We start from the raw sequence: 21,002 nt of genomic DNA, 5'->3' as shown, positions 1-21,002 counted from the left end.
CTGAAAGGTGTTCCGTCATGAAAGTCAAAGTCCTCTGCTTCGGCATCTCGCTGGACGGTTACTCCGCCGGACCCAACCAGGATTTGCAGAACCCGCTCGGCGTCGGTGGACCTGAGATCCTTGAGTGGTTCTTCCCCACCCAAGTCTTTCAGCGCATGCATGGGGGGTCTCAGATCGGCGAAACAGGTATCGACAATCAGATGGCTGAACGCTCCTTCGAGAACATCGGCGCGTGGATTTTGGGGCGCAATATGTTCGGCCCGATACGCGGCCCTTGGCCCGACGAAAGCTGGAAGGGCTGGTGGGGCGATGAGCCGCCCTATCACGTGCCCGCATTTGTCCTGACCCACCATGCGCGGCCCGCGCTGCGCATGCAGGGAGGCACCGATTTTCACTTCGTCACGGATGGCATTGCATCGGCGCTGGCGCAAGCCAAGGCAGCCGCAGGTGATCGCGATATTCGCATTGGCGGCGGCGTAGCCACCGTGCGACAGTTCCTGCAGGCGCGACTGGTCGATGAGATTCACCTCGCCGTACGTCCTCTGTTGATGGGTTCAGGCGAAAACCTCTGGCAAGGCTTGGACATGCGCGCTCTGGGCTATGAGGTCGCCGAAGTGAGGCAGGGTGAACGAGCCATGCATGTGATGGTGCACAAACAAGCCTAACACCTGAAAACCGGGTCGCACTTGATACCACAGGCATACTCCTGGCTGTCCGGACTGTTCAAGCCCATGGACCTGACACTTGTGACGCTCATGTTCCAACCGGGACGGCGAGCGACAGTCGTAGCCGGGGCCAGGCCGGCGCCGCAAATGCTCTCAGTCGTAGGCCTCGCATACATCACCAATGGCGAGCTCGCCCAACTTCTCGCTCTTTGAATATCACATTCCAGCTCTTGCCTCTCAAGCTCGACCATCAGGTACTCACGGTAAGCATCCACTCGGACCTTAGGCTCGGTGGTCGTGCTTTGAAGCGACTTATTGAGTTGTTGTTGCTCATGCAGCATGCCCTTCTGGCGATAGAGCAAAGGCTGGAGTCCGGCATCCAGCGTAATAGACTGCGTGCGACGCTTCGCTCAGGCTAGGGCCTGAAGCGCCATGCACTGCGACTCTCTCAAGGAGCCTGTAGGCCCGGCTCACCGATTGCGCCGCGCGCCCAGGATCAACTGAACCCCTGACTTCACCCAGGCATCACCACCGCTGGCCCAAGCTAGCTCAATTCCGCGTGGACGCTGCTCATGGATTCAACTGACAGTCTAGACTTGACGCGATTTTTGCAGTGCATCAGGCTCGGATGACTCATCCAGCGCCACTGGCTGCGTGGACTCCGCCGGAGCCGCAGCGGTTTCTGGCTCCGGCTCCTTGGGCAAAGAGGCCCTTGCCACTTGGAGCATGTGCAGGGCCAGCGATTCATACAGAGGCCGCGCAATCATGCGCGAGATCATGCTGGCGATCATGGCCGATGCCATGAGGCTCAGCACCAGTGCATGGCCGTCCACCATCTCCATGACGATGATGAAAGCCGTCAGTGGCGCCTGGGTGACCGCCGCCAGAAAGGCAGCCATGCCCATCGCTATCAATGCAGGAGCTATATCCGTAGTTCCAACAATCGATGCAACGTTATTCCCCACGCCTGCACCAATCGACAGCGAGGGCGCAAAGATACCGCCGGGTACGCCCACCCAGGCTGATAGCCAGGTGGCGATGAATTTGAGCGTGACATAGAACTCGGGCACATCGGCCTCGCCCTGCAACATATGCTTGACGGCTTCGGAGCCCGCACCAAAGGTGGCGCCGCCGGTGACCACGCCGATGACGGCAATCAGCAGGGCCAGCACTGCGGCGAAGCGGATCGGAAAGCGTGACCTGAGCTTGTTGAGGCGCTCCGTGGATGAAGTCAGCGAGTGGGTCATGAGCTTGGCGAACAGGCCGCCCAGCACACCGCAGGTCAGCGCCACGGCAAGACAAGGCAGCAGGTCACGCCAGCCGAGTTCGGCCACGCGGATGCGGCCAAAATAGCTCAGATTGCCGAAGACCGAGACCCCCATCAGACCGGCCAGCACAATGGCTGCGATGATGAGTCCGCTGGAGCGCGACTCCAGCTTGCGCGAGAGCTCCTCGATGGCAAACACCACGCCCGCCAGCGGGGCGTTGAAGGCTGCTGCAATACCTGCCGCCCCACCAGCCACCAGCAAGGCATGGGTGTTGATAACGGACTTGGGGCCCAGCCAGCGCCGCGCCGAATGCATGACACCTGCAGCCACCTGCACCGACGGTCCTTCGCGCCCTATCGACAGCCCAGCGAGAAATCCCGCGCTGGACAGCACGATCTTGGCAAACGACAGCCACAGCGACACAAAGCGCTTGCGCAGACTGGCATCGACCGATGGCTCAAGCGTGGCAATCACCTGCGGGATGCCCGAGCCGCTGGCACCCGGAGCCCATTTGCGCGTGGCCCAGACCGCTGCCGCCGTGATGGCCGGCATCCAGATCAGCACCAGCCAACCATGGACGCCGTGGTAGATGCTCTCGAAAAAACCGAAAGCCGCCTCGGCCAGCAGCGTGAAAGCCACCACGCTCAGCCCCGCTGCCGCGGCATAGGCCAGCACCACCGTCCGCTCCAGCCAGCGCTTTCCATCGCGCATCTCTTCATTGAGGTTGTGGAAGAAATCTGGCTCTTGCTGCATGGGCGGGCAATCGTTTCGGGGCGGCTGCAAAAATGGGCGAAGACCCACATTCTGCGCCCGCCCAAGGGCTTGCCAGATCGGCAATAGCCACAACGATTGCCCACACAGGTTTTTACAACGACCGCCCGAGTCGCACATCTATTGCGAATCGCCCGGCTAAAGCCCGAGGGAATGCCCATGCGGTCATGCCGCGCAGGCCCGTCTCCGCCGTGGCGGTGACAAGCCTCTGTGTCCGGGCCTGCTGGTTCCAACCCGGCAGCTCTCATGCCGTATAACTCATCCCGTGAATGCCACCCAAAGCGTCCCGGCCAAGGCAGCCAGACCTCCCATGGCCACCAGCACTGCACCGGGCCCAGGCACATAGGCGAGCAGCCATGTGAGGGCCAGCGCGGCCACACTAAGGCAGCCCAGCCAGACGATGGTTCCCACCGCTGCACCCCGCAAGCCTGTGCATAGCCACAGTGCGAGCAGCATCAGCGCCGCCCCCGCCAAGCGCAGCACGACCCGCAGCGCCGGCCCGGGCTCGCCACGCGATACAAGCTGATCGCAATGCCTGTCCATGGCCTGGCTCAGCACCAGCATGCCTGCCAAGCACAGCGCCAGGGCGCAGACCATCACCTGCCACAGACTCATGCCACACCTTTCAGCGCCTGCAGCGCAGCTGTCAGCAAGACTGCCGAGCCCGCCATCCATGCCGTCACGCGCAGTAGGCTGCTCACATGGAAGGCCCAGAGCGCCACTGCGGTGTAGAGCACAAAGCTGAGCAAGGTGGAAAGCAGCACGGCAGGTGCACGCTGCATAGCGCCCACGGCCACAAGCACATGGGCCATCACGGCGCAGGCCAGCGCCGTGAGCGCATAGCCGCCCAGCGTGGCCATCAGCACGCGCAGCAGCACGGCCCAGCGATGGCGCCTGGTCTGAGCCTTGGTCATTGCCGCCGCTTTCATGCGAGACCTCCTGAGACAACGCCACGGCCCGCACGCAGCTGCGCCATGTTCTTGCTGCGCTGCGACTTTTCATGCCGCCATGCGCCCCAGGCGACCAGCAGGCCCAGCGCCATGCAGGTCAGCTCCAGCCCTGCCCGCTGACCATCGCCCTGCGCCAGGTACAGCAGCAGGTGCTGGCCTGTAGTCATGACATTGAGCAGCGGCAAGCCCAGACACAGCAAGGCAAGCATCCATAGCTGTTCGCACCAGGCCTGGCGCGCCGTGCGCAGCAGCGCATGCAGCAGGCTCAGGGCCCAGACCGCAAAGAACACGCGGATTTCCCAGCTGGAACGCGCCTCCAGCACCAGGGGCAGCAGACGATTGCCATACAGATAGGCAATGGACGCCAGCGCCGAGCCTGCCAATGCAGCCACATTGAGCGCATCGATGCAGCGGTACATGGAGGGCGTCGCCGCTCCCCATTCATGACCGCTTCTTGCACGGCGCTTGACCGCAAACAAGATCGATCCGCTGGCAATCATTGCCGTGCCGACCAGGCCCAGGACAAAATACAGCCACTTCATCGTCCAGCCACCAAAGGTGACCAGATGCAGCGCGCTGATGACGGGATAGGTGTCAGTCGCCAGATTGCCGGATGCGGGATTGTTTGGTGCTTGCAGCAAGCGACCGCTGGCGGCATCAAGGATTAGTGAATTGGCGCTGTTGACCATTCGGCGCGTCACTGCCGTATCCGGCTTGCCTTCCGTGAAGCGTATCGTGGCCGGCGCACCCTCTGGTCGCTGCACCACCACGCCCACAACAGGCTCCGTCAACAGGAACTGGGCCTGCTGCGCAAGGCTGACAAGGTCCACAACTGCAATGGCTGGTGCATTCGAGGGCGTATGCGCCTCGGGTCTGGCGTTCAACGCGGACTCGTAGCGGCTGTAGGCCGAACGGTCCTGCCCATACAGCGATTGCAACGGCCAGGGCATATAGCTGGTGTAGAAATGCGCGAGCCCCGTGTAGACGATCATGAACAGAAACGGCAGCGTGAGCACGGCCGACGCATTGTGTGCATCCAGCCAGGAGCGCTGACCCTTGCCGGGCCGGAAGGTAAAGAAGTCCTGAAAGATGCGCCGGTGCACGATCACGCCCGAGAGCAGCGCCACCAGCATGCACATGGACACCAGTCCCACCACCCAGAAGCCAGCGATACCACCCTGCAAGGAATAGTGAAAGGACATGAAATGCCGACCGCCTTCGGTCTGACGCATGGCAGGTTCTGGCAGGACTTCGCCCGTCTGCACATGCAGGCTGGCCTGCAGATCGCCGTCCTGGGCGCGCGCGAATACCTTGACCCCATCGCCTGTGTGCAGCGGCAAACCGATGCGCCAGATACTGGCATCCGGCGCCGTCTTGCTCAGATGCTGCTCGGCCAGCCGCAAGGCCTGCAGACGCTCTTGCGGAGAAAGCGGCTTCTGGCCGCTGCCCTCCAGTGGCAGTCCCTGCATCCATAGCGTGATGGGCTCACGGAACACGCTGATCGAGCCCGTGAGAAAAATGGCGCAGAGCAGCCAGCCGCACACCAGGCCGCACCAGGTGTGCAGCCATGACATGGTCTGGCGAAGTCCGGGCCGGGATGCTGGCTTGCCGCCCATGTCAGCCCGCTCAGAACGCGCCACGCAAGGTCAACAGCACGCTACGCGGCTCGCCATACCAGTTGCCGCTGCCCGAGGTCCCAACCGTCTTGTAGTAAGTCTTGTCGAACAGATTGTGCACATTGAGCGCAGCCGACCAGTTGCGATTGATGCGGTATTGCACGCTGGCGCCCCAGACGGCGTAGCCGGCCTGGGTGAAGCGGAAGGGAACGGCATTGCCATCGTATTGGCCCGATGCCGGGTTGTAGCTGTTGGCCGTACCGCTGACATAGGTGGCACTTTGCAGCGTCACGCCACCGCCCAACGTCCATGGCGAGAGCTGGCCCTGCAACTGATAGGTGCTCCACAGCTTGAGCAGGTGCTTGGGTGTGATGGAGCTATAGACCAGTTGCGACGGGTCGGTCTTGTTGCGATTGTGGTTGTAGGTATAGCCGGCAAACAACTGCCAGCCCTGTGCCAGCTGACCGGTCACTTCCATGTCCACACCCTGGCTGATGATCTTGCCCTGGGCCACATAGCAGCAGCTCAGGCCCAGATTCCCCACATCCGTTTCCGGATAACGCGGATCACGCACCGCCTGCCCCTTGCGCTCGATACGGTAAAGAGCCAGCGCTGTATTGAGCTTGCCATCGGCGAGTTCCCCCTTCATGCCCAGCTCGAAGCTGCGGCCTTTGATCGGGTCCAGCGCGGCCCCCGGTGCCGGCCCGGCCAGCATATTGGCCTGCGACTTGTGGATCTCGGTCACGCTGCCATAGGCCGTCCACTGCTTGCCCAGGTCATACACCAGGCCCGCATAGGGGGTGAAGATACCGCTTTCGCTGTAGTACTCGCGACCGCTCGCCCGAACACTGCCATCGGCGTTGTAGTTGATGTATGGCGTGTCGTAGGAGTAGCTGGCATAACGTCCTCCGACAATGGCAGTGAGCTGATCCGTCAGGCTCAGGTTGGCACGACCATAAAAGCCTTTTTGCGTGGCGCCGTAGCCGGGATAGCTGCGCGTCTTGCGCTCGCTTACTGCCGAGGGAATTCGGCCGGGCTCGAACTCATAGACATTGGTCAGAGACAGCGGCGTATCCATCTCGGAGTAGTAGGTGTCCTGATCGTCACGGACCTTGCTCCAGTCCGCGCCGAGCAGCAAGCGGTGCTTGCGGCCGAACAGCGAGAACGGGCCGCTGGCATGCACATCCAGGCTTTTTTTCTCCGAACGAAAGTCGTTGGAAAAGCCGGTCCAGTTGGCGCCAAGACCTGTTGCAGGGTCAACGGCTCCGCTGAGGCTGGCCAGCCGTGAATCGCTGTCCACCTTCTGATAATTGACTTGAGCCTTGAGCTTCCAGTCCCCCGCCAGTTGCTGGTCGAGCTGCGCAAAAATCTCCTTGGCGCTCTTGTCGTAGTGGCTCCAGCCCGCCATCAGCGCAGTTTTGCGGGACAGCTTCAGATCGCCGCCATTGGCGGCACGCGGCAGGCCTTCGCGCCAGGGAGTGGCCTTGAGCTTGTCGTAGCTGGCTCCCAGGCTCACACGCGTGGAGCTGGTCACATCGGCTTCCAGAATGCCGTAGAGCAAGCTGTTTTGCGAATCCGCTCCGCGATAGAAAAAGTTCTTGTCCGAATGCGCGAGCACGGCACGACCTCGCAGGCTCCCTGCTTCATTCAACGGGCCCGCAACATCCAGCTCGGCCTGCTTGCGACTCCAGCTGCCGACGCCCGCCGAGCCCAGAATCTGCTTTTGCGCCGTGGGACGCTTGCGCACCAGATTGATGGCACCGCCAGGCTCCCCATTACCGCTGAACAGACCGTTGGCGCCGCGCACCACCTGCACACTGTCATACATGGCCAGATTGGGGTCGAACAGCTGCTGGCTGAACGCGTCCACACTGGCACCGTCGATCTGCACATTGCTGATCTCGAAGCCGCGCGACAGAAACTTGGTGGCCGCACCGCCCAGTCCACCCGCGCCGCCATAGTCCACCGTCACGCCGGTGGTCTGCTGCATCACTTCCCCCACATTGCTCATGGCCTGATCTTCAATGCGCTGGCGCGTCACCACCGAGATCGACTGTGGTGTCTCGCGGATGTCCTGCCCTTTGCCCAGGGACACGTATGAGGCGGCATACGAGCCACTGCCCTCTGTGGCTTCGCGTTCGGCCTGGGCCGTCACCGTCACCTCGCCCAGCATGCCGGTCTGGCTGCTGTGGCGGCGCACGGTGATGGCCGCTCCGACTGGGACAGCTTCCAGCCCGCTCCCAGCCAGCGCCTTTGCCAACGCCTCGTTCAAGGTCTGAACGCCTTGCAGCGCCGGCGCCGTGCGGCCTTCCACCAATGCAGCGTCAACCGAGACCGACACCCCCCAGATGCGGGCCAGTGCATTCAATGCCTGTCCCAGCGGCTGCGCAGGCAGGCTCAGGCTGCGCGAGATGGACATGGCCGTCTGGCTGCTGGCGACCTGGGCATGAGCCGTCGGTAACACCGCCAGAGCTGACCAAGCCAGACAGGCCATGGCACTGGCCAAAGCCACTGCGCGCAGACCTCCGCAATGCGAACCCGCAGCCATACCCTCCTCTTGACCAGAAGAAAAATGAGAGTGATTTCTTTTCATCAAATGCATCCTGTGAATTGCTTGTCTAAGTGCTTTCACAGTGAAGACGCATGAAATGGCTTGTACCGGACAAAAACTTTCATCCGGCCTTGCCGGCCGTCAGCGCCGACGGATGACAGTGCGGCCATCGGCCAGTGGCTCCACGCGCACCGGAAGGGAGCGCGACAGGCTGGCAATGAAGATGGCAGGCTCGCGCAGCTTGAAGCTGCCGGTCAATCGCAGGGATTGCAAAGAAGCCCCATCGTCCAGCAGCATCGGCTGGGCCAGATAGTCATTCCAGCGCGCCACGACTTCGGTCAGTGGCGTGCGGTCGAACACCAGCCAGCCTTCGCGCCAGGCGCCCACATCCGAAGCATTGAGCGAGTAGTGCGCGATCTCGCCGCCTGCATAGATGCGCAGGCCTTGGCCGGCACCCAGCATGGCATCGGGGTTCTGATCCGTCATGCGGGCTTGCTGCCACACGGCTACACGGCCCTGGGCGACGCTGACCTGCAGGCCGGTAGGCCGAAGGGCCACAGAGAAAACCGTACCCAGCACACGCACCCGGCCTAGGGCCGTGTGGACCTCCAGCGGCCTCTGTGCATCATGGGCCACGTCGAGCCGGATTTCGCCCTGGCGCAGATGGATCTCGCGGCGCTGACGGTAGAGCACCACCGAGGCATCGGTGCCAGGCGCCAGATCGAGCTGGCTGCCATCGGCCAGATGGCGGCTCAATTGCTGTCCATGGCCTGTATGCAGCGCGATTTGCTCCAGTGGCTGCAGCCAATGCCAGCGGCCAAGCATGCCGGCAAGGCCTGCCACACCAGCGACTCCCAGCACGGACAGCGCACGCCGGCGCGTCTGCTGCGCACGCGCCGACTGGGTGGCGGGCATGGGCATATCGCCTTGCAAAGCACTGCCATCGGTCTGCGCCCAGCCCGCCATGGCAGCCTGGGCCGCCAGTTCATTCGCGGGCTCACTGGCACGCCAGCGTTCCAGCGTCTCTGCCGCTACCTGCGCTGCTTCGGTACTTGCGCCATGCTGGCGAGCAATCAGCAACAAGGCGTATTCCAGCCGTTTGCGCTCGGGCATCTCGGCCTTCATGACTTGAGCCCCATGCAATCGCAGACGGCACGCACCACATGTTTTTCGATGGCGGCTTCGCTGATATTCATATGCGCTGCTGCCTCGGCATGGCTGAAGCCATAGATGCGCACCAGCACAAACACCTCGCGACGCTTGCGCGGCATGGCTTGCAGGCGCCGTGACAGCAAGACCAGTTGCTGTCGCCCTTGCACCTGACGCTCGGCCGAGGGCGCCTCATCGGCCCCCACTACCGCCAGGGTTTCCAGCATGCGTGCTTCTGCAGCGCGGCGGCGCGCATCGTCGATCACAATGTTCTTGCCGGTACGAAACAGCAGTGCTCGCAAATCCCGTACCGCAAGCTCTCGCGATTGCATGGCAAAGACGCGGGCATAGCTTTCCTGCACGACATCCGCAGCCGCATCCCGGCTATTGAGCGAGCGAGCAAAGAAACTGACGAGTTCTGCGTAATAGTGCGCAACCACGGGTACACCTCGACCTCTTGCGAGGCATGCCGCCCAGGCTCTGGAATCGGCCGCAAAACATGCAGCTACGGAGCGGGAAAGCGCAGACTCTATCAGAAAATGAGAATCAATCTCATTAAATGACAGATCTCGACGCCTCTTCGCATCAATGCAGAGCCGGCGTCGCGACAAACTTTGAACTTGCGTCTGCATCGCTGGCGCGACTGGGTGAGCTCCGCCCCGGATCATCTCCTGCGGTCAGCCATTCAGGCGCAACAACTGCTGCCGGGTTTGCCCAAGTTCAAGCGCAAAGCTCGGACAGGGCTTGTGATTGGCCAGCCCCCTGCCCTGCCTGGCAGCAAACCTCAAGCCTGAAAGGCAAGCCCAGAGAGCGTCCTGCGGACTGCAATCGAGTGGATGGTCAGGCTTCTGTAACAGCGCTTCCCACAAGCCTGCAGGCATGCAAGATCCTTGCCCACGATCGAAATGACCGCCGCTGCTTCAGATCGTGTAATACCAGCGTTTGATCGCTTCGCCAGCCCTGGCCAGCACGGCTTCACGCCCCGCCCCATCGAGCGGGCTGCCGGTCAGATACGCCGTCACCAGCAGCGGCGCAGATTGTGCGGTAGGCCAGACGATGAGAGTGTCGCAAGCCGTGCCCCTCTCGCCGCTGCCTGTCTTGCCGCCCACTGTCCAGTCGCCGGGCATGCCGGCGCGCACGCGCTTGTCACCGGTACGGCTGTCCACCAGCCACTGCTGCAACAAGGCGCGGGCATAGCCCTCCAGCACATCGCCCAGCAGCAGCTTCTGCAGGCTTTGCACCATGGCTTGTGGCGTCGTTGTGTCGCGTTCATCGCCGGGCAGCGCAGTGTTCAGCGAAGGCTCGTTGCGGTCCAGCCGGGTGATGCCGTCCCCCAGCTCGCGCAGCCATTGCGTCAGCGCCGCCGGCCCGCCGCTGGCCTCCAGCAGCACATTGGCCGCCGTGTTGTCGCTGACAAGCACCATCGCTTCACACAGTTCCTGCACCGTCATGCCTCCATTGGCACCCGCGCGCTTTTCGGATATCGGCGACCAGGCCACGACTTCGGAAGGAGAGTAATAGAGCTTGCGCCACAGACGAATTTCATCTCGCTGTGCCAGATACAGCATGCGTGCAGCCAACAAGGTCTTGAAGGTGCTGCACATGGGAAAGCGCTCATCGCCGCGCCAGCCCGCCTCGGCGCCACTGACAGTATCCAGCACATACAGGCCGAATCGGCCCTGGGCCTGAATCTCCAACGCCGCCAACTCGTCGCTCAATGTTCTCGCTGCTGCGGCTTGCTGCTTGGAGATAAAAGCACAGCCGCTCAGTCCCCAGGCCCCCAGCCCCAAGGCCAGTCCTGTTATCAGCATGCTGCGTCGCTGCATAAGATCCTCTTTTGGTTAACTGTCATGGTTTGAAGCATAAATCGGTAGATTCGTATGAACCAGCAGTAATAATTGACACCATCCATTAGAAAAACTTTTATCTTGATTGAGATATGCAGCTACCACTGAACGCCTTGCGCATGTTTGATGCGGCCGCCCGTCACCAGAGCCTGACTCGCGCCGCGCAGGAGCTGCATGTGACGCAGGCCGCCGTCAGCCAGCACATCCGCAATCTCGAAGAGCGCCTTGGGAAGCCTTTGTTTCGCCGCCTGCCGCGCGGCCTGGCACTGACCGACGAAGGCCAGGCCTTGTGGCCCGTGGTGGCACAGAGCTTTGAGCGCATAGAGCAATCGCTGCAGCAGGTGGCAGAACCACGACCACGCGAAATTCTGACCGTGGGCGTGGTCGGCACTTTTGCCATAGGCTGGCTGATCCCCAGGCTGAGCCAGTTCCAGCAGTTGCACCCCTACATAGATCTTCGGCTGCTGACCAATAACAATCGCGTGGATCTGGCCGGCGAAGGGCTGGACGCCGCCGTGCGCTTTGGCGACGGTGCCTGGCATGGCACGCACGCGCAGATGCTGCTGCGCGCGCCGCTCTCGCCCATGTGCACCCCCATGCTGGCACAACAGCTGCGCGAGCCTGCCGACCTGGCTCGGCAAACCTTGCTGCGCTCCTATCGCACCCAGGAATGGGAAGGCTGGTTTGCCGGCCTTGACCAGGCTGTCCCGCTGGCGCGTGGAGCCATGTTCGACTCTTCGCTGACGCTGGCCGAGGCCGCCGCTCAGGGCGCAGGCATTGCCCTGCTGCCCGCACGCATGTTCGAGCACATGCTGCAACAGGGCCGGCTGGTGCGCCCTTTTGCCCATGAGGTCGACACCGGCGCCTACTGGCTGACCTATCTCAAATCGCGTCAGGCCAGCGCCGCCCTGCAAACCTTCAGACAATGGCTGATGACCCAGTTGCAAACCGACTGAAGCTTCCGCCCCAGGATGGCCCGAACCCTTTCATGCCAAGCGCCCCAAGCTATCAATCCGTGAGTCCTCTGCACCATCTAAGCCGCACAGGTCTGCATGGCTTCAGGGCAAGAGGTACAGTACACGCCCAGCAAGCGCTATGGCGCTTTGGTTTCATTCATCTCATCATATACCTGCCTTGACTGCCGCCGCCACCCTGCCCGTCCTGTACTCCTTCCGTCGCTGCCCCTATGCCATTCGAGCCCGTCTGGCGCTGGCCCATGCGGGCCTGGCTTGCGAACTGCGTGAAATCAATCTGCGCAACAAGCCACAGGCACTGCTCGACGCATCGCCCAAGGGCACGGTGCCCGTGCTGGTGCTGCAGGACGGAAAAGTCATTGATCAGAGCCTGGAGGTGATGCTGCATGCGCTGCACGGCAACGACCCCGATGGCTGGCTGCAACCCACGCATGGCAGCCTGGAGGACATGCTGGCTCTGATCGAGCGCAACGACGGCTTCTTCAAACAGGCTCTTGATCGCTGCAAATACCCCGAGCGCCACGATGCCGAGGCCGTGAACCAGGCCCAGGCCGACGCGCTGACCTGGTTGTCGGCACTGAACGATCAGCTCGAGGAAACCGGCTATCTGTTCGGTCTGAACCCCAGTCTGGCCGATATGGCACTGCGCCCCTTTGTGCGCCAGTACGCGCGCATCGACGAAGCGCAGTGGAACGAGCAGCCCTGGCCTCATCTGCAGCATTGGCTGCAGCGCTGGATTGACTCGGCCCTGTTTGCCGAAGTCATGGAAACCTATCCGGGCTGGTTGCCCGGCAGCAAGGGGCCGACATTTGTTGGCGAGAGCGTGGAAAGCCTCTGATGGTGAAACCATGGCTGCAGCTGCCGGAGTGACAGCTACGGCCAGTGTTTCCAAGCCATGAAAAAGCCCCGGCAGCTTACGCTTGCCGGGGCTTCATAGTTTGGATGTCGCCGGAATTCAGCGCTTTACGCCCTTGATCAACAGCATGGCCAGAATCACGAAAAATGCCACGAAGCAGACAAACGACCAGTTGGCAATGGAGCCGCCCAGCAAAGTCCAGTCAATGGCCGCACAGTCGCCCGAGCCCTGGAAGATCATGGGAATGGAGCGGCTGAAGGAGTAGTGCTCGATCATGCCGTAGAAGTCACGGCCGCAGGTCGCAAACTCGGGTGGATACCACTGCAGCCAGCTTTGGCGTGCCGCCACAAACGCACCGAAACCGCTGGCCAACAGGGCCAGAATGCCAAAGCTCATCCACCAGCCTTTTTGGTCTCTAAAGCTTGCCAGCCCTGTGAAGATAGCTACCAAAATCAGTGCATAGCGCTGTACGATGCACATGGGGCAAGGCTCCAGACCCACCACATGCTGCAGGTAAAGGCCAAACGCCAGCATGGCCACACAGGCGACGCTGATCAGCGCCAGGATGCGCCGCGGCGCGGTTTCAAACCATTGAAGCATCAATATTCTTTCTGCGAAATTTCTGAATCATGCCAGCACCAAGGATAACGCCCTCTGATGCCTGCACGACTCCTTCGCAGGAGACTGCAAGCCAGAGCCGCCTCTCGGCGACTCTGAGACTCCCGCCTGAGAGGCAGGGGTAAGGCGCATAGCGCCTCAGGGGGTATCAAATCCCAGCTGCCTCATCCAGGAACACCTTGGCCCGGCGCGGCGTCACCACCAGGGTTTCACCTTCGCGCAGACCCATGTCCTTGAACTGCTGTGCGGGAATCTGGGCTTCAATCAACCCGTCTTCCCCGGCATGGCTGGCATTTGGTGTGGTCTCGGAGGGAATAAGTTCCAGCCTTGCAATGGGGCCGACCACAATGGCGCGCGAAAGCTGAGCCACGATGCCTGTGGGGCGCCCCTGGGCGTCGAGGTTCTGGCCCGGGGAATAGCGCTCCACTTCCAGATCATGGGGTCGCACATAGGCAAAAGCCTGGCTGTCCTGGGCACCGTGCGCATCGCTGCTGTCCAGCTGCATGCCTTCGTCCAGATAGACCCGACCATCGCTGGCGCGGCCCTTGAACAGGTTCACATCGCCCAGGAAGCCGTAGACAAACGGAGTGGCGGGGTTATCCCAGACTTGCTGGGGCGTGCCTTCCTGTTCGATCTTGCCCTGATTGATGACCACCACGCGATCCGCCACTTCCAGGGCTTCCTCCTGGTCGTGGGTCACGAAGATGGAGGTCACATGCAACTCGTCGTGCAACTGGCGCAGCCAGCGTCGCAGCTCCTTGCGCACCTTGGCATCCAGGGCACCAAAGGGCTCGTCAAGCAGCAGCACCTTGGGCTCGACAGCCAGGGCACGGGCCAGCGCGATACGCTGACGCTGGCCGCCTGAGAGTTGCGATGGATAGCGCTCGGCAATCCAGTCCAGCTGCACCAGCTTGAGCAGCTTCATGACCTTTTCCTTGATCACTGCCTCGCTGGGGCGTTCCTTGCGCGGCTTGACACGCAGGCCGAAAGCCACGTTCTCGAACACCGTCATATGACGGAACAGCGCGTAGTGCTGGAACACAAAGCCCACGTTGCGGTCTCGCACATGCACATCGGTGGTGTCTTCACCGCTGAAGTGGATGCTGCCCACATCGGCAGTCTCCAGACCCGCGATGATGCGCAGCAGCGTGGTCTTGCCGCAGCCCGATGGGCCGAGCAAGGCGATCAGTTCGCCCGATTTGATATCCAGACTCACATCGCGCAGGGCCTGAAAATCGCCGAACTGCTTGCTGACATTACGAATTTCGATACTCATGATGAATCTCTTGTTCTGATCCGGGCAGCTCAGGCTGCCTTGGCGGTTTTGTTCGTTGCGAGGCTGATCTGGCCTGGGCGCTCGGGCGGTGCTTCGGCAGCGGCCCTGGCCTGCTGCTCGGCACGCCATTCGGCGAGGGACTTGATCACCAGTGTCACCAGCGCCAGCAGCGCCAGCAGCGATGCCACAGCAAAGGCGGCTGCCGCCTGATAGTCGGCATACAGCACTTCCACATGCAGCGGCATGGTGTTGGTCTGGCCCCGGATATGGCCGGAGACAACGGACACGGCACCGAACTCGCCCATGGCACGGGCGTTGCACAGAATCACGCCATAGACCAGACCCCATTTGATATTGGGCAGGGTGACATTCCAGAAGGTCTGCCAGCCCGAGGCGCCAAGCACGATGGCGGCCTGCTCTTCGTCGCTGCCCTGGGCCTGCATCAGCGGGATCAGTTCACGGGCGATGAAGGGAAAGGTCACGAACACTGTGGCCAGCACGATGCCGGGCACGGCAAAGATGATCTGGATCTCATGCTTGGCCAGCCAGGGGCCCAGCCAGCCGTTGGCGCCAAACACCAGCACGTACATCAGACCGGCAACCACGGGCGAGATGGAGAATGGCAGATCGATCAAGGTGGTCAAAAAGGCCTTGCCCTTGAACTCGTACTTGGCGATGCACCAGGCGGCGGCCACACCGAAGACCAGATTCAGGGGCACGGCAATCAGCGCCGTGATCAACGTGAGCTTGATGGACGAGATCGCATCAGGCTCGCCCAGCGACGTGACATAGACATCCCAGCCCTTGCGCAACGCCTCGCCAAAGACGGACAGCAGCGGCAGGATCAGGAAGATCAGCATGAACAGCAGGGCCACTGTGGTCAGAACCCAGCGCACCCAGCGCGGCTCGGTCGTGGTCATCTTCTCCAGCTTGGCGCTCTTGGGCGGGGCCGTGATCTTGTAGAGCGCGACCAGGACCAGCAGAGCAATGGCGACGATGGTGAAAAGATGCGCCCAGATGGGCAGCAGATTGGGAAACAGCGCCTGAATCGCTGCGTGAATCGAAGACATCAGCGGCCTCCCTGCGCCTTGCGCTGCCATGCCTGCAGTGCGTTGATCAGCAGCAGCAATACAAAAGAGATCAGCAGCATCACCACGGCCACGGCCGTGGCACCAGCCACATCGTGTTGATCCAGCTTGGCCATGATGATCAGCGGAGTGATTTCCGAGACCATGGGAATGTTGCCGGCAATGAAGATCACCGATCCATATTCACCCACGGCGCGCGCAAAAGCCATGGCAAAGCCGGTCAGCAGCGCCGGACCGATATGCGGCAGTATGACCTTGTAGAAAATCTGCCAGCGCGATGCGCCCAGGCTGGTTGCCGCCTCTTCCAGCTCCTTCTCGAAGTCTTCAAGCACCGGCTGAACGGTACGCACCACAAAAGGCAGACCGATGAAAATCAGTGCAATGGCGATGCCCTTGGGGTTGTAGGCCATCTGAATGCCCAGCGACTCGAAGTACTGTCCGATCCAGCCATTGCCCGCATACAGCGCCGACAGCGAGATACCGGCCACGGCCGTAGGCAGCGCAAACGGCAGATCGACCAGCGCATCCACCACCTTCTTGCCGGGGAACTGGTAGCGCACCAGCACCCAGGCGATCAGCATGCCGAACACCACGTTCACGCAGGCCGCGATAAAGGACATGGTGAAGGACAGCTCGTAGGAAGCGACCACGGCCGGCGCCGATACCGCAGTCCAGAACTGTTCCCAGGTCAATGAGAAGCTTTTGAACAGCAAGGCTACCAGCGGGATAAGCACGATGATGCTCAGATAAAAAATGGTGTAGCCCAGCGTCAACCCGAAACCGGGCAACACTCGCTTGGCACTACGCGCCTTGCGGGGGGCTAGAGCAGCAGAGGACATATTCAAAAGGCGATGTAGAAAAAGTGATTGCAGCCAACATGCCGGGCCTATGAACAGGCAGGCGCCCCACAGGGACGCCGAGCAAGGGCCGCCCCTTACGCTTGGGGCGTCGCCCCCTCCCGCGCAGCGAGAGAGGGGGAAGCGGCATAGCCGCTCAGGGGGAGTCTTTATTTACCGGGGGTGTAGAGCTTGTCGAACTGGCCGCCATCGTTGAAGTGCACCTTCTGCGCTTCGGTCAGCGAACCGAAGTACTTGGCCACGGTGAACTGCTTGATGGGCTTGAACTGGTCGGCGTGCTTCTTCAGCACTGCTTCGGAGCGTGGGCGGATCGCATGCTTGGCAGCGATTTCCTGGGCTTCGTCGGAGTACAGCCATTGCAGATAGTCGGTGGCCAGCTGGGTCGTGCCCTTCTTGGCGACGGTACGCTCGACCACAGCCACAGGGTTCTCGGCCACGATGCTCACCGATGGGTAGACCGCGTCGACCTTGCCCTGGCCGAATTCACGGTCCACGGACACGACTTCGGATTCGAAGGTGATCAGCACATCGCCGATATTGCGCTGCAAGAAGATGCTGGTCGCATCGCGGCCGCCCTTGCCCAGCACAGGCACGTTCTTGTAGAGCTTCTGCACGAATTCGGCCGCTTGCGCATCGGTGCCGCCCTTTTCACGCACCGAACCCCAGGCTGCCAGATAGGCGTAGCGACCATTGCCACCGGTCTTTGGGTTGACCACCACGACCTTCACATCTGGGCGCACCAGGTCTGACCAGTCCTTGATGTTCTTGGGATTGCCGTTGCGCACCAGGAACAGCATGGTCGATGTAGTGGGCGATGCGTCATGCGGGAACTTCTTGTTCCAGTCCTTGGCGACCACGCCGTTCTGGGCCAGGAAATCCACATCGGTGGTCGTGTTGAAAGTCACCACATCGGCAGCCAGGCCGTCATTGACGGCGCGGGCCTGGGCACTGGAGCCGCCATGGGACTGATCCACCTTGATGTCCACGCCCTTGGTCTTCTTGTAATGAGCGATGAAGGCAGCGTTGTAATCCTTGTAGAACTCGCGGGCCACGTCATAGGAGACATTGAGCAGTTGAGTCTGTGCCGAGACAGCGCCTGCTGCTGCCAGTGCGATGGATGCCAACAATGTCTTGAGCTTCACGGAATGCATGGTTCGCTGCCTTTTCTTGAGCAATGTGTATAGATGTACACATTGTGCGAACGACTCCTTAAAACTCAAAAGAATATATTTTTCTTTGTTTTTCTGAAATTCAATATAAAGAATAAAACAGCACGCGATTTCAAGGTAAAAAATAGCCGTAAGCGCTCTACCAGCAAGCGCATGCAGCTATCAAAAAAGAAGCATTAAAGAGAAACAACCCCGGGATTTCAGGCCGCAAGTGCAGCTGCCTGCAAGGGCCGGGCCGAGGCCTGAGCATTCCAGCCGCCCTGCTCGGTCAGCGACTGCAGCAGTGCCAGCCCCAGCGGCCAGGCTCCGAAGCCCGACTCGATATTGATATGTCCGGCGTTCTGCAAACGCACCAACTCGCTGCCCCAGGCCCTGGCATAAGCGCCCGCACGGCGAATGGGGCAGAACGGATCATTGCTGCTGGCCACCAGCACGCTGCGATAGGGCAGCGGCGCATAGGGCACGGGGGCGAAGTCGGCAAGCTGGGCGCGGCGCTCGGGGTCGGCAGGAGCCACGAGCAAGGCGCCATGAACGCGCGCCGCGGCAGCCTCGCCCAGATGCGCGGTCGTGATGCAGCCCAGGCTGTGAGCCACGATGACAGCAGGACGTTCATCGGAGAGCAAGACTCTTTCCAGCTCCGCCACCCAGGCATCGCGGTGCGGCACCAGCCAATCCTGCTGCTGCACGCGCACGGCGCCTTCCAGCTGCTCAGCCCACAGGCTTTGCCAATGGCCGGGACCGGAGTTGCGCCAGCCAGGCACGATCACGATGCGAAATGGGGATGTCATGCTGCCTCCTGTAATCTCGGAGCGCCAGCCGGGCCAGAGGAAAAAGCCCGGCGTGCTCCTGATCTGATAACAAGGCAGTCATTGTGGGCAAGGCCTGCCCAAATCCCAACGAATGTTTTGTTGTTATCTTATGGGCAGAAGCTAATGCTGCGCCGAGGCCGATGCTGCCTTTTGCACGGCAGAGATGCTGCTGCCCGGCATGCGCTCCCCAAGGAAGTCCAGGAAATGCCGCACCGCCGGTGCCAACCCACGCCGCGAGGGGAACACCGCATGCACGATGCCGCGCGGAGGTGCCCATTGCGGCAGCAACTGCACCAGAGTGCCCCGGGTCAATTCGTCCTGACACATATAGTCAGGCAGCCAGCACATGCCGCTGCCGGCCAGGGCCGCAAATTTCAGCGTCAGCAAGTCATCGACCACATAGCGCGGCTGCAGCTGCAGCCGGTGCTCCTTGCCTTCGGGCCCGACGAGCAGCAGGCTGGAATGACCGTCGACTGCCGTCATCGCCATGCTGTCCAGCAACTGCAAGTCCTCCAGCGACCTGGGCGTGCCCTGGCGCTGCAGCAGATCGGGGCTGGCCACCAGAATCTGGCGCGAGCTGTCGAGTCGCTTGACGACCATGGAGCCGCTGTCCTCCAGCGTGGCACGCACGCGCAATGCGACATCAACCCCCTCCTCGACCAGATTGACTGGGCGGTTGGTGACCTGCATCTCCACCTGCACCAGCGGGCAGCGCTTGAGGAATTCGGGCATCAGCTCGCCCAGGACGGTCTGCGCCAGCGTCACCGGGCAGGTCACACGAATGGTGCCGCGCGGCTCGGTCTGGACTTCGGCCACGGCATCCGACGCTGCCAGGGCGGCATCGCGCATGGCCTGGCCGTGGCGCAGAAAGGTCTCCCCCACTTGTGTCAGAGACAGCTTGCGGGTGGTGCGTTGCAGCAAGCGCACCCCAAGGTGGGCCTCCAGTTCAGCAACACGGCGCGAGAGGCGCGACTTGGGAATACCCAGTGCCCGCCCCGCAGCGGCAAAGCCGCCGCGCTCGACCACTTCGACGAAGTACAGCATGTCGTTGAGATCCACCATGCATATATCCTTGGACTCGATTGAATTGATATTTGGAACGATCTATCGCATTTTTGCAGACTTATTGCCGAATCTAAACAAATCTACAATCTATCCCATTGCAATTCAAAACGAATCACTGTTTTGCCGCAACGCAGCATCCGAGCTGGGCAAGAAGTGCTCTCTTACTCATTTTTAGAGGTATAGGTACCAATATGCAAATCCTGCACATCGACTCTTCCATCACTGGCTCCAGTTCCGTCACCCGCTCCCTGACAGCCGATATCGTTGCCAACCTCAAGCAGGCCAACCCCGAAGCCAAGGTGGACTACCTGGACCTGGCCGTGAGCGCCCCCAGCCACCTGAGCGCGCAATCTCTGGGCTTTCGCACCGGCCAGGCCGCTGCCACCGAAGTCGAACGCCAGGAAAACGCCGTCTCCGAAGCGCTGGTCAGCCAATTCCTGGCTGCTGACGTGATCGTGGTGGGTGCCCCCTTCTACAACTTCACCATCCCCTCGCAGCTGAAGGCCTGGCTGGACCGCATCGCCCAGGCTGGCCGTACGTTCAAGTACACCGCCACCGGTCCCGTGGGTCTGGCCGGCGACAAGAAGGTCATCGTCGCTTCCGCTCGCGGCGGCGCATACTCCACCAGCGAAGCGGGCCAGGCCATGGAGCACCAGGAAAGCTACCTGAAGGTGATCTTCGGCTTCATGGGCGTGACCGACGTGACCATCGTTCGTGCCGAAGGCGTGGCCATGGGCCCCGACGCCAAGGCTGCCGCCATGGAAGCAGCCAAGGCTCAGATCGAGCAAGCACAAGCCGTCGCTGCCTGATAGCTGGCAAAGCTGCAAAAGCCGGTACCGCCCAGGGCGTACCGGCTTTTTTGCGCAAAAAACTTGCTCACGACCAAGGTTTTGGACATTTCCGACTGAAGTTCTGGAAAAAACTGCCGATCTGAAGGCCTGAACCCGCTATTTTTGATACGCTGAAAACAGTTAGATACCGATCAGGTCCGAGTCTCGGTTGCTCGGACATGCTTTCCTAGATGCCAGCTTCCCGTCCCATGCCCACCGCCGTCCGTCAATCGCCTCAGCGCTCCGACGAGAACCTCGTCGTCACCGCTATTGCCGTATTTCTGGTGGCAGCACTGATTCTGGGTACGGTCGCCTATCGATACTTCAAGCATTCACAGCAGCAGCAGGAGCAGACTCGCAGCGAGCGTCAGGCCTACAAGCGCTATAACGACTATCTGGACTCCACCGAACAGGCAACTGCCAAGCCTGCCGCCAACCCGCCTTCCCCCGTACAGGCCAGCGCTCCTGCCGCAGCGCCCAGCATGGCCGAGAAGCTGCTCAGCCACCCTGCCGTCACGCCAGGCCCAGGCTTCAACGCTCCCGGCGTGCAGCAGACCGGCGTGGCCATCATCGACGCGATGGACCACGCCCAGGCAACCGCCAAGCAGTAAGGTCAAGAAGGCAGACAGGCTTTGCCTTACTG

The 21,002-nt window shown here is 61.5% G+C and carries 20 protein-coding genes; 5 read left to right on the top strand and 15 right to left on the bottom strand.

The window, feature by feature from the left end; all coding sequences use genetic code 11:
- Positions 1-17 precede the first annotated feature (17 nt).
- Entirely contained in the window at positions 18-665 is a 648-nt protein-coding gene (locus JAO85_RS02150; RefSeq protein ID WP_202787338.1) for a dihydrofolate reductase family protein, read from the top strand.
- A 590-nt stretch (positions 666-1,255) separates the two neighbouring features.
- Here the strand turns inward: JAO85_RS02150 and JAO85_RS02145 are convergent.
- From JAO85_RS02145 to bla, 8 genes are all read right to left on the bottom strand, one after another.
- Positions 1,256-2,686: a chloride channel protein gene (locus JAO85_RS02145; RefSeq protein ID WP_202787337.1), complete on the bottom strand. Its 1,431-nt coding sequence runs from the start codon at positions 2,684-2,686 to the stop codon at positions 1,256-1,258.
- A 276-nt stretch (positions 2,687-2,962) separates the two neighbouring features.
- Positions 2,963-3,319, bottom strand: coding sequence for a DUF3325 domain-containing protein (locus tag JAO85_RS02140; RefSeq protein ID WP_202787336.1), 357 nt, complete (start codon positions 3,317-3,319; stop codon positions 2,963-2,965).
- Positions 3,316-3,633 (bottom strand): hypothetical protein, encoded by a 318-nt coding sequence (locus JAO85_RS02135; RefSeq protein WP_237734665.1) that lies wholly within the window; start codon positions 3,631-3,633, stop codon positions 3,316-3,318. The genes JAO85_RS02140 and JAO85_RS02135 overlap by 4 nt, the downstream gene beginning before the upstream one ends.
- The gene (locus JAO85_RS02130) at positions 3,630-5,270 is read right to left on the bottom strand and encodes a PepSY domain-containing protein (protein WP_202787335.1); all 1,641 of its coding nucleotides are present in this window, start codon (positions 5,268-5,270) and stop codon (positions 3,630-3,632) included. Before JAO85_RS02130 ends, JAO85_RS02135 begins: the two co-directional genes overlap by 4 nt.
- Positions 5,271-5,280: 10 nt before the next feature.
- Positions 5,281-7,818: a TonB-dependent siderophore receptor gene (locus JAO85_RS02125; protein ID WP_237734664.1), complete on the bottom strand. Its 2,538-nt coding sequence runs from the start codon at positions 7,816-7,818 to the stop codon at positions 5,281-5,283.
- A gap of 144 nt (positions 7,819-7,962) precedes the next feature.
- Positions 7,963-8,946, bottom strand: a complete 984-nt coding sequence (locus tag JAO85_RS02120; protein WP_202787333.1) for a FecR family protein — start codon at positions 8,944-8,946, stop codon at positions 7,963-7,965.
- Positions 8,943-9,410, bottom strand: a complete 468-nt coding sequence (locus JAO85_RS02115) for a sigma-70 family RNA polymerase sigma factor (protein WP_039048631.1) — start codon at positions 9,408-9,410, stop codon at positions 8,943-8,945. Before JAO85_RS02115 ends, JAO85_RS02120 begins: the two co-directional genes overlap by 4 nt.
- Before the next feature lie 480 nt (positions 9,411-9,890).
- The gene (bla, locus tag JAO85_RS02110) at positions 9,891-10,796 is read right to left on the bottom strand and encodes a class A beta-lactamase (RefSeq protein WP_202787332.1); all 906 of its coding nucleotides are present in this window, start codon (positions 10,794-10,796) and stop codon (positions 9,891-9,893) included.
- Positions 10,797-10,909: 113 nt separating this feature from the next.
- Between bla and JAO85_RS02105 the strand changes: the two genes are divergently transcribed.
- Positions 10,910-11,773, top strand: coding sequence for a LysR family transcriptional regulator (locus JAO85_RS02105; protein ID WP_202787331.1), 864 nt, complete (start codon positions 10,910-10,912; stop codon positions 11,771-11,773).
- A gap of 139 nt (positions 11,774-11,912) precedes the next feature.
- Complete coding sequence (locus JAO85_RS02100) at positions 11,913-12,629, top strand: glutathione S-transferase (RefSeq protein WP_202787330.1); 717 nt, start codon at positions 11,913-11,915, stop codon at positions 12,627-12,629.
- A gap of 117 nt (positions 12,630-12,746) precedes the next feature.
- On the opposite strand, the gene JAO85_RS02095 is transcribed toward JAO85_RS02100, so the two are convergent.
- The 7 genes from JAO85_RS02095 to JAO85_RS02065 all read right to left on the bottom strand — a co-directional run bounded on the left by JAO85_RS02095 (position 12,747) and on the right by JAO85_RS02065 (position 19,526).
- Positions 12,747-13,247 (bottom strand): disulfide bond formation protein B, encoded by a 501-nt coding sequence (locus JAO85_RS02095; protein WP_039048628.1) that lies wholly within the window; start codon positions 13,245-13,247, stop codon positions 12,747-12,749.
- A gap of 166 nt (positions 13,248-13,413) precedes the next feature.
- The gene (locus tag JAO85_RS02090) at positions 13,414-14,541 is read right to left on the bottom strand and encodes a sulfate/molybdate ABC transporter ATP-binding protein (protein WP_054075274.1); all 1,128 of its coding nucleotides are present in this window, start codon (positions 14,539-14,541) and stop codon (positions 13,414-13,416) included.
- A 29-nt stretch (positions 14,542-14,570) separates the two neighbouring features.
- The gene (cysW, locus tag JAO85_RS02085; protein ID WP_034379617.1) at positions 14,571-15,611 is read right to left on the bottom strand and encodes a sulfate ABC transporter permease subunit CysW; all 1,041 of its coding nucleotides are present in this window, start codon (positions 15,609-15,611) and stop codon (positions 14,571-14,573) included.
- Positions 15,611-16,468 (bottom strand): sulfate ABC transporter permease subunit CysT, encoded by an 858-nt coding sequence (gene cysT / locus JAO85_RS02080; protein ID WP_034352054.1) that lies wholly within the window; start codon positions 16,466-16,468, stop codon positions 15,611-15,613. The genes cysW and cysT overlap by 1 nt, the downstream gene beginning before the upstream one ends.
- 167 nt (positions 16,469-16,635) lie before the next feature.
- Entirely contained in the window at positions 16,636-17,637 is a 1,002-nt protein-coding gene (locus JAO85_RS02075; RefSeq protein ID WP_202787329.1) for a sulfate ABC transporter substrate-binding protein, read from the bottom strand.
- Between the two features lie 218 nt (positions 17,638-17,855).
- On the bottom strand, positions 17,856-18,443 hold the full coding sequence (locus tag JAO85_RS02070) for an alpha/beta hydrolase (RefSeq protein WP_034352047.1): 588 nt from the start codon (positions 18,441-18,443) through the stop codon (positions 17,856-17,858).
- A gap of 141 nt (positions 18,444-18,584) precedes the next feature.
- Positions 18,585-19,526 carry a LysR family transcriptional regulator gene (locus JAO85_RS02065; protein WP_003067965.1) on the bottom strand — a complete coding sequence of 314 codons (942 nt, stop codon included), beginning with the start codon at positions 19,524-19,526 and terminating at the stop codon, positions 18,585-18,587.
- A 194-nt stretch (positions 19,527-19,720) separates the two neighbouring features.
- On the opposite strand from JAO85_RS02065, the gene JAO85_RS02060 reads away from it, so the two are divergent.
- On the top strand, positions 19,721-20,338 hold the full coding sequence (locus JAO85_RS02060; RefSeq protein WP_003067966.1) for an FMN-dependent NADH-azoreductase: 618 nt from the start codon (positions 19,721-19,723) through the stop codon (positions 20,336-20,338).
- 212 nt (positions 20,339-20,550) lie between these two features.
- Positions 20,551-20,970 (top strand): hypothetical protein, encoded by a 420-nt coding sequence (locus JAO85_RS02055; protein ID WP_039048733.1) that lies wholly within the window; start codon positions 20,551-20,553, stop codon positions 20,968-20,970.
- The last annotated feature ends 32 nt before the right edge of the window (positions 20,971-21,002 follow it).

The organism is Comamonas sp. NyZ500 (assembly GCF_016772095.1).
Classification (GTDB): Bacteria; Pseudomonadota; Gammaproteobacteria; order Burkholderiales; family Burkholderiaceae_C; genus Comamonas; species Comamonas thiooxydans.
Note: the sequence above shows the minus strand (reverse complement) of the source record. Positions and strands in the feature narration are given on the sequence as shown.

Bases quoted from the DNA above. Each gene is read 5' to 3' on its own strand.
- JAO85_RS02150 (WP_202787338.1), top strand. From the start codon at position 18: ATGAAAGTCAAAGTCCTCTGCTTCGGCATCTCGCTGGACGGTTACTCC.
- JAO85_RS02145 (WP_202787337.1), bottom strand. From the start codon at position 2,686: ATGCAGCAAGAGCCAGATTTCTTCCACAACCTCAATGAAGAGATGCGC.
- JAO85_RS02140 (WP_202787336.1), bottom strand. From the start codon at position 3,319: ATGAGTCTGTGGCAGGTGATGGTCTGCGCCCTGGCGCTGTGCTTGGCA.
- JAO85_RS02135 (WP_237734665.1), bottom strand. From the start codon at position 3,633: ATGAAAGCGGCGGCAATGACCAAGGCTCAGACCAGGCGCCATCGCTGG.
- JAO85_RS02130 (WP_202787335.1), bottom strand. From the start codon at position 5,270: ATGGGCGGCAAGCCAGCATCCCGGCCCGGACTTCGCCAGACCATGTCA.
- JAO85_RS02125 (WP_237734664.1), bottom strand. From the start codon at position 7,818: ATGGCTGCGGGTTCGCATTGCGGAGGTCTGCGCGCAGTGGCTTTGGCC.
- JAO85_RS02120 (WP_202787333.1), bottom strand. From the start codon at position 8,946: ATGAAGGCCGAGATGCCCGAGCGCAAACGGCTGGAATACGCCTTGTTG.
- bla (WP_202787332.1), bottom strand. From the start codon at position 10,796: ATGCAGCGACGCAGCATGCTGATAACAGGACTGGCCTTGGGGCTGGGG.
- JAO85_RS02105 (WP_202787331.1), top strand. From the start codon at position 10,910: ATGCAGCTACCACTGAACGCCTTGCGCATGTTTGATGCGGCCGCCCGT.
- JAO85_RS02100 (WP_202787330.1), top strand. From the start codon at position 11,913: ATGGCGCTTTGGTTTCATTCATCTCATCATATACCTGCCTTGACTGCC.
- JAO85_RS02095 (WP_039048628.1), bottom strand. From the start codon at position 13,247: ATGCTTCAATGGTTTGAAACCGCGCCGCGGCGCATCCTGGCGCTGATC.
- JAO85_RS02090 (WP_054075274.1), bottom strand. From the start codon at position 14,541: ATGAGTATCGAAATTCGTAATGTCAGCAAGCAGTTCGGCGATTTTCAG.
- cysW (WP_034379617.1), bottom strand. From the start codon at position 15,611: ATGTCTTCGATTCACGCAGCGATTCAGGCGCTGTTTCCCAATCTGCTG.
- cysT (WP_034352054.1), bottom strand. From the start codon at position 16,468: ATGTCCTCTGCTGCTCTAGCCCCCCGCAAGGCGCGTAGTGCCAAGCGA.
- JAO85_RS02075 (WP_202787329.1), bottom strand. From the start codon at position 17,637: ATGCATTCCGTGAAGCTCAAGACATTGTTGGCATCCATCGCACTGGCA.
- JAO85_RS02070 (WP_034352047.1), bottom strand. From the start codon at position 18,443: ATGACATCCCCATTTCGCATCGTGATCGTGCCTGGCTGGCGCAACTCC.
- JAO85_RS02065 (WP_003067965.1), bottom strand. From the start codon at position 19,526: ATGGTGGATCTCAACGACATGCTGTACTTCGTCGAAGTGGTCGAGCGC.
- JAO85_RS02060 (WP_003067966.1), top strand. From the start codon at position 19,721: ATGCAAATCCTGCACATCGACTCTTCCATCACTGGCTCCAGTTCCGTC.
- JAO85_RS02055 (WP_039048733.1), top strand. From the start codon at position 20,551: ATGCCAGCTTCCCGTCCCATGCCCACCGCCGTCCGTCAATCGCCTCAG.